General features: G+C 40.0%; 5 protein-coding genes. 1 reads left to right on the forward strand and 4 read right to left on the reverse strand.

Features of this window, described 5'->3' with window-relative positions; genetic code table 11:
- Nucleotides 1-200: 200 nt before the first annotated feature.
- Nucleotides 201-1,523, forward strand: coding sequence for an L-cysteine desulfidase family protein (locus PSF28_RS18230; protein ID WP_210836159.1), 1,323 nt, complete (start codon nucleotides 201-203; stop codon nucleotides 1,521-1,523).
- Between the two features lie 138 nt (nucleotides 1,524-1,661).
- Here PSF28_RS18230 and yjiA read toward each other — a convergent pair whose 3' ends face one another.
- The 4 genes from yjiA to PSF28_RS18250 all read right to left on the reverse strand — a co-directional run bounded on the left by yjiA (nucleotide 1,662) and on the right by PSF28_RS18250 (nucleotide 5,996).
- Nucleotides 1,662-2,630, reverse strand: a complete 969-nt coding sequence (gene yjiA / locus PSF28_RS18235; protein ID WP_210836162.1) for a GTPase — start codon at nucleotides 2,628-2,630, stop codon at nucleotides 1,662-1,664.
- Between the two features lie 22 nt (nucleotides 2,631-2,652).
- Entirely contained in the window at nucleotides 2,653-2,856 is a 204-nt protein-coding gene (locus PSF28_RS18240; protein WP_004260586.1) for a YbdD/YjiX family protein, read from the reverse strand.
- Between the two features lie 101 nt (nucleotides 2,857-2,957).
- A complete protein-coding gene (locus tag PSF28_RS18245) occupies nucleotides 2,958-5,111 on the reverse strand; it encodes a carbon starvation CstA family protein (protein ID WP_004913760.1) in 2,154 nt (717 codons plus the stop codon).
- A 432-nt stretch (nucleotides 5,112-5,543) separates the two neighbouring features.
- A complete protein-coding gene (locus tag PSF28_RS18250; RefSeq protein ID WP_272685437.1) occupies nucleotides 5,544-5,996 on the reverse strand; it encodes a WG repeat-containing protein in 453 nt (150 codons plus the stop codon).
- Nucleotides 5,997-6,778 lie beyond the last annotated feature (782 nt).

Consider the following 6,778-nt stretch of genomic DNA (forward strand, 5'->3'; position numbering starts at 1 on the left):
GTTATCACTCAGTCCTGCCGAATTTTATAGGCAGGACTTTTGTGACCAGCCTCAAAATTAGAAATTTTTCATTTTTATAATTCAAATTAGAGATAATATTTCTCTTCACTCTCTTTAAATCCCCTAACTTAGTGAAGTTTTTCTCCAGACTGTTGTTTAAAATAATAAAATCGAAAAAGATTTTATTAAGGGGACTTGCTATGCATGCTCAATCACAACCACTACTTTGGCAATATTTTATCAAAGCAGTAAAACAAGAAGTAAAACCTGCTTTAGGTTGTACTGAGCCAATTTCATTGGCATATGCTGCCGCTAAAGCCGCTTCATTTCTTGATGGGAAAGTGATCCGCGTCTGTGCTTTTGTCTCCCCTAACCTCATGAAAAATGGCATGGGCGTAACCGTCCCCGGAACAGGTATGGTTGGTCTACCCATCGCAGCTGCACTTGGCGCGATTGGTGGCGATGCCGATGCCGGTTTAGAAGTTTTAAAATCAGCATCTGCGGATGCCATTGCTTTGAGTAAAACCATGTTAGCGCAAGGAGCTATTACTGTAGATATCAAGCACCCTTGTGATGATGTTATCTACTCTGAAGCCACGGTATACACACAAACTGAATCCGCAACCGTCATCATTGCAGGGTCGCATACCAATATTGTTAAAATTGTTCATAACAATCATACCGTATTTGATGCCACAACAGCTCAACCTCACCATGAATCACCAGTTGACTGTGCTGCTGACGTCCCTCTGCCACCTATCACCGCGAAGTCTGTTTATCAATTTGCTACCGAAGCACCTTTAGAAGATATTCGTTTTATTCTTGAAGCCGCGCACTTAAACGAAGCTTTATCTCAAGAAGGTTTACGCAACGTTTATGGCTTACATATCGGTAAAACATTGCAAACCCAGCGAGACCGTGGCTTGCTTTCAAAAGACTTAATGTCAGAAATTATGATCCGCACTTCCGCCGCCTCAGATGCGCGCATGGGTGGTGCCGTATTACCAGCCATGAGTAATTCAGGGTCGGGTAACCAAGGTATCGCGGCAACCATGCCAGTAGTTGTCACAGCTGATTATTTGCAATCGTCTGAAGAGCAATTGGCTCGTGCCTTAATGTTGTCGCACCTAATGGCGATTTATATTCATAACCAGCTTCCTGCATTATCGGCATTGTGCGCTGCGACAACAGCGGCGATGGGAGCTGCCGCAGGCATTGCTTGGTTATTAGAATCCCGCTATGAAGTCGTTGCTATGGCAATTTCCAGTATGATTGGTGATGTTAGCGGTATGATTTGTGATGGTGCATCAAACAGTTGTGCAATGAAAGTGTCAACCAGTGCGAGTGCCGCTTATAAAGCCGTGCTAATGGCATTAGATAATAGCTGTGTTAGAGGGTCGGATGGTATTGTGTCTGATGATGTCGACCAGTCTATTGCCAATTTATGTTCTTTAGCTGCAGGTTCAATGAAGCATACTGACGTGCAGATTATTGAAATTATGGCCGCTAAAGCACGCCCTTAACACCGTAGCGTTGTTGGCTACATTCGCCAACCCTAGTCACATACTTGTGTATGCTCCTAGGGATTGGCTATTTTATCGCCTTGCTACGCCGCTAATGACTTTGAATTTCTTTTTTTGAAATTCTTTTTTTGAATTGTTCTATTTTGAATTAACTTCTAGGGCTGCGAATTTTTCACGAATTATATCTTCTGGTAGGTCAATACCAATAAACACTAATACACTGCGGCGTTGTTCATCAACTTCCCAGTCTCTATCCCAATCCGCACTATAGAGGCGTTGGACACCTTGGAATAATAAGCGTTTTGGTTCATCCATAATGGAAAGAATTCCTTTATAGCGCAGTAAGTTATCTGCAAAACCAAGTAATAGGTCTTCCATTACTTGAGAAACTGCCATCAGCTCAACAGGGTAATTAAATTCAAGGACAATTGAGCCGACTTCATTTTGTTGTTTAGGCACGAAACGGAATGTCGGTTGTTTGACATTCAACTGTGAATCCAATAAAAACCCTTCGATATCCAATAATAAACTCAGGTCGATATCACCGTGAATAACGGGGTAAATCGGTGCTCTCGCATTAATACGTTGTAAACGTTCAATTAAAGCTTCGTTATTCGGCTCAATATCTGTTTTGGTCAATAAAATACGGTCTGCATAGCCAATTTGCGCTTGAGCAATGGCAAAATCATTCAATTGTTTATCAGCGTGAACAGCATCCACTAATGTAATAATGCCATCTAACACATAACGTTCGCATAGGACTTCATGGGAAAAAAAAGTTTGAGTGATCGGGCCTGGGTCTGCCATTCCAGTGCATTCAATGACGAGACGCTCAAAGTCTAATTTTCCATTATCAAGGCCATCTAATAGGTCTAATAAGGCATTTTCTAATTCATTCGAACGACTACAACAAATACAGCCATTACTTAATGTGGTAATTTGTGTCGCACGATCACCAATTATTGCGTTATCAATGGGGACTTCACCAAACTCATTTTCAATCACTGCAATTTTATGACCGTGCTCAGCATGAAGAATATGGCTAAGGAGAGTCGTCTTACCAGCCCCGAGAAAACCGGTTAAAATTGTTACGCTAATAGGTTTCATTATTGCCCTCACACTTCATTGATTAACAGCAGCGAAATCCGCCTTTACCGCTACCACCATACCGTGCATCTTGTCTTTCGCGAAAAAACTCTTTATATGTCATCACAGGTTTATCTGGATGATTATCACTCATATGCTGCACATAGGTATCATAATCAGGAATACCAATTAACATTCGTGCTGCTTGCCCGAGGTATTTTCCTGTTTTGCCGAGATTTCCAAACATCAGCCTCTCCAATACAAATGCCCTACATCATGAACTCACAATGTAGGGCGACCTTTCATTTACCGAACACCTTCCGATGTTCAATTCCGCTGAAGGGTGACTTAATGTGAAGATGAAACTTTCACGCCCTCTTTAGGTACAGGAACATAAGGTGTTTCTTTGTCTGTACGCTCTGGGTTTTTGTGCGCTTTCATCCCAACACGAATACCATAGAAAATGATACCGTAGACAACTACTAAGAATAGAATACTCAGCCCAGCGTTGGTGTAGTTATTAATAATAATGTGATTCATATTAGTAATTTCTTGTGCAGTTAACTCTGCACCACCTGCCGCAATCTTATCTTTATAAGATTTCGCTAAGTATAGGAATCCTTCCAGTTGTGGGTTATCACTGAATAATTTCAGTCCCAATGCCCAAGTTGTACAGATTAATAGCCATACTGCAGGTAATACAGTCACCATAATGTATTTACTGCGTTTCATCTTAATCAGCACTACTGTACTTAAGACTAAAGCAACTGCTGCTAACATTTGGTTCGAGATACCGAACAGAGGCCATAGGCTCTTAACACCGCCCAGTGGGTCAACAACGCCTTGATACAATAAGTAACCCCACAGCCCAACACAACCTGCTGTACCTATAATACCAGCAACCAGTGAATCTGTTTTCTTCAAGAATGGAACAAAGTTACCCAATAAATCTTGCAACATAAAGCGGCCTGAACGAGTCCCTGCATCCAATGCGGTTAAGATAAACAGAGCCTCAAACAGAATACCAAAGTGATACCAGAAGCCCATATTTGCCGCAGGCATGATTTCGTGGAAAACAAACGCAATACCCACCGCTAATGTTGGCGCACCACCTGCACGGTTTAATACCGACGGCTCACCAATATCTTTCGCTGTTTGCATGATTTGTTCAGGTGAAATCACAAAACCCCATGAACTCACTGTAGCAGCTGCATGAACAGACACATCTTTCAGCTGAGCCATGATAGCCGCACCATCTGGACCACCTAGCTCATGCAGGTTAGGCATGGTAATACCTAATGCGGCTGGCGGCGTATTCATTGCAAAATACAGGCCGGGTTCGATAATAGAAGCCGCGACCAAAGCCATAATCGCAACAAATGACTCCATTAGCATCGCACCATAACCGATGTAACGCGCATCTTTTTCATTTGCTAATAACTTCGGAGTTGTCCCTGAAGAAATGAGCGCATGGAAACCGGATACCGCACCACAAGCGATGGTAATAAATAAGAATGGGAATAGAGTACCTTTCCAAACAGGACCTGATCCATCAACAAATTGCGTCACTGCTGGCATTTTTAATTCAGGGTTTAGAATAACGATACCAATCGCTAAACCAACGATAACCCCAATTTTCAAGAATGTCGCTAAATAGTCACGAGGCGCTAAAATTAGCCATACAGGTAATAATGCAGAGACAAACGCATAACCCACTAACGCGTAAGTAATCGTCGTGTCTTTGAATGTCAATGCTGGGCCCCAGTATGGGTCGTGAGCAATCACGCCACCAAACCAGATAGAGGCAACTAACAAGACGATACCAATGACTGAAACCTCACCAACACGCCCTGGTCGGATATATCGCATATATATCCCCATAAATAAGGCGATTGGTACCGTTGACACAACAGTAAAGACACCCCATGGGCTTTCTGCCAAGGCTTTCACCACAATCAATGCTAATACAGCAAGGATAATGATCATGATTAGGAAGCACCCAAAGAGCGCCAGCGTTCCCGGAATTGGGCCTAGCTCTTCTTTAACGATTTCCCCTAATGATGCACCATTACGACGTGATGAAATAAATAACACCATGAAATCTTGCACTGCACCGGCTAACACAACCCCTGCAAGCAACCATAAGGTGCCGGGTAAATAGCCGACTTGAGCAGCAAGAACGGGTCCGACTAATGGCCCCGCCCCTGCAATCGCTGCAAAGTGGTGACCAAATAGAACGTTTTTATTTGTCGGAACATAGTTTAACCCGTCATTATTGATGACGGCTGGAGTCGCACGTGTTTCGTCCAGCTTCATCACTTTTTTAGCGATATATAAGCTGTAATAACGATATGCTATGAGATACACCGCCACAGAAGCGACGACAATCCAAAGAGCACTGATGTGCTCACCACGCCTGAGTGCAACTACCCCCAGGCAGACCGCACCGATTATCCCAAGGATCATCCACGGAATGTGCTTTAAAATACCATTTTTGTTCATAGAACACCCTTCTGAGGTAAAACGAACATGCCATTGATTTTGTATTAGCCATCATAAAAAACGATATCGCTGTGTTTTCGTTGCTTATCATTTATCGTTGATGGGTTTTTAATTGGCAGTGGTTGAACTGTATTGAATCAAAAAATTGAGCTCTGCCATGGTGTATATGGTATGAAATTACACTCAGCAAATGACTAAAGTTATGCTAAGTGGTGCCATATGGAATTAAGCGGTTTGTTTTTTACTTTGAATGGTTTTTAGGGAGGTCAAATGAGCTTAAAAATGTGATCTATATAGCAATTTTAATTTGTTTTCAATAAGTTAAAAAATGAAATACATATGGTTAAAATGAAGTTTATTGTGAATAAATCTCACTGGTAACGTAAACACCTAAAACTGATTTATCAGAAGCTTTATGATATCTATATACTATTAGCGTGTAATCGTTGTCCATTCACCACCAACCCACCAACTGTGCTCACCATCAGTTTGTGTTTCACATCCGATACCGACTTTCGCTTTCCCTGCTTCAAAGGGATATGCACAGTCATAAATTGCATCAATCACGATTTCCCCTGATATCGCATCTGCAAAACCAATTTTATTTTCTTTACGAATTCGATATACCCCGTCCTGTGCTTCATCTGGCCAATTGTCAAAATAATAAAGCCGGTAAACTTCTTGCCCTTTTTGGTCAAAAACAGCCAAGCCACTATTTGGTCGTTCATCTAAGCAATACTTGAATGATGATTGCGGTTCAAAACACTCGATTTTATCTTTTTCATTCGCCACCCATAAGCTAAATTGTTGCTCAAGATTTTGTGCTGTTGATAAAAAAGACATTAATCCTAATGACATTAAGCCAGCGACATAACGGATCATCATCACTTTCCTTATTCTACTTTTGCACTTGTTAGAAGATAAGAAACCAAACTTATCAATTCTACTCTGTTTACTGCCCACTTAATAAATATAGTGCATATCGCTTCCTATGAAACTAGGAATAAAGATAAATAAAGCCTTGTATAAGAATAATCTCAAGATTAAAATTAAAAATAAGCCAATAACCAAGAAATGATGAAGCGATATACCATACCTATTTCTCGAATCTTTTCATCTGTACAGCAAAACATGTTCAAAATTAATTTAAGTGTTAATAATATCTAACTAATTGGTATTTTTATCACACCTCGTAGTTGTTAGTAACACTTTCCCTCTCTACTCATCTAGTGTGTTAAATTTAGCGACAAATTATGTATAAATATTAATTTAAGTATTTTTAACTGTATGAACTCTATTTTTGCATGCTTTATGGATTATTAGTCTAAAAAACCACTTGGAATATTGGTTAAGTTAATTGTTGTTTGCGTAACTGCATGAAATTAATTGAAAATAATAATTTGAAACCTATTCAAAAAACATAAGGATGCATTTTTTGCTTGTTTGACAACTTATTGGAGTATAATTAATATTATCCACGTACTCCGGTGAACGAGTGTTTACCAAATAAATACTAAGACATTTTAAAATTAAGTTTTTACGAAGAAGTCAATTATTTATTAAATAGCCAATATTAATAAATCGTTTATTAATGGGTATTTAAATAATGATGTTTGGATTTTTTTAATCTGCATTAATAGAATAAAAACTTAATCTGAAATATGAAA

Source organism: Providencia sp. PROV130, assembly GCF_028482225.1.
Classification (GTDB): Bacteria; Pseudomonadota; Gammaproteobacteria; order Enterobacterales; family Enterobacteriaceae; genus Providencia; species Providencia rettgeri.

Bases quoted from the DNA above. Each gene is read 5' to 3' on its own strand.
- PSF28_RS18230 (WP_210836159.1), top strand. From the start codon at position 201: ATGCATGCTCAATCACAACCACTACTTTGGCAATATTTTATCAAAGCA.
- yjiA (WP_210836162.1), bottom strand. From the start codon at position 2,630: ATGAAACCTATTAGCGTAACAATTTTAACCGGTTTTCTCGGGGCTGGT.
- PSF28_RS18240 (WP_004260586.1), bottom strand. From the start codon at position 2,856: ATGTTTGGAAATCTCGGCAAAACAGGAAAATACCTCGGGCAAGCAGCA.
- PSF28_RS18245 (WP_004913760.1), bottom strand. From the start codon at position 5,111: ATGAACAAAAATGGTATTTTAAAGCACATTCCGTGGATGATCCTTGGG.
- PSF28_RS18250 (WP_272685437.1), bottom strand. From the start codon at position 5,996: ATGATGATCCGTTATGTCGCTGGCTTAATGTCATTAGGATTAATGTCT.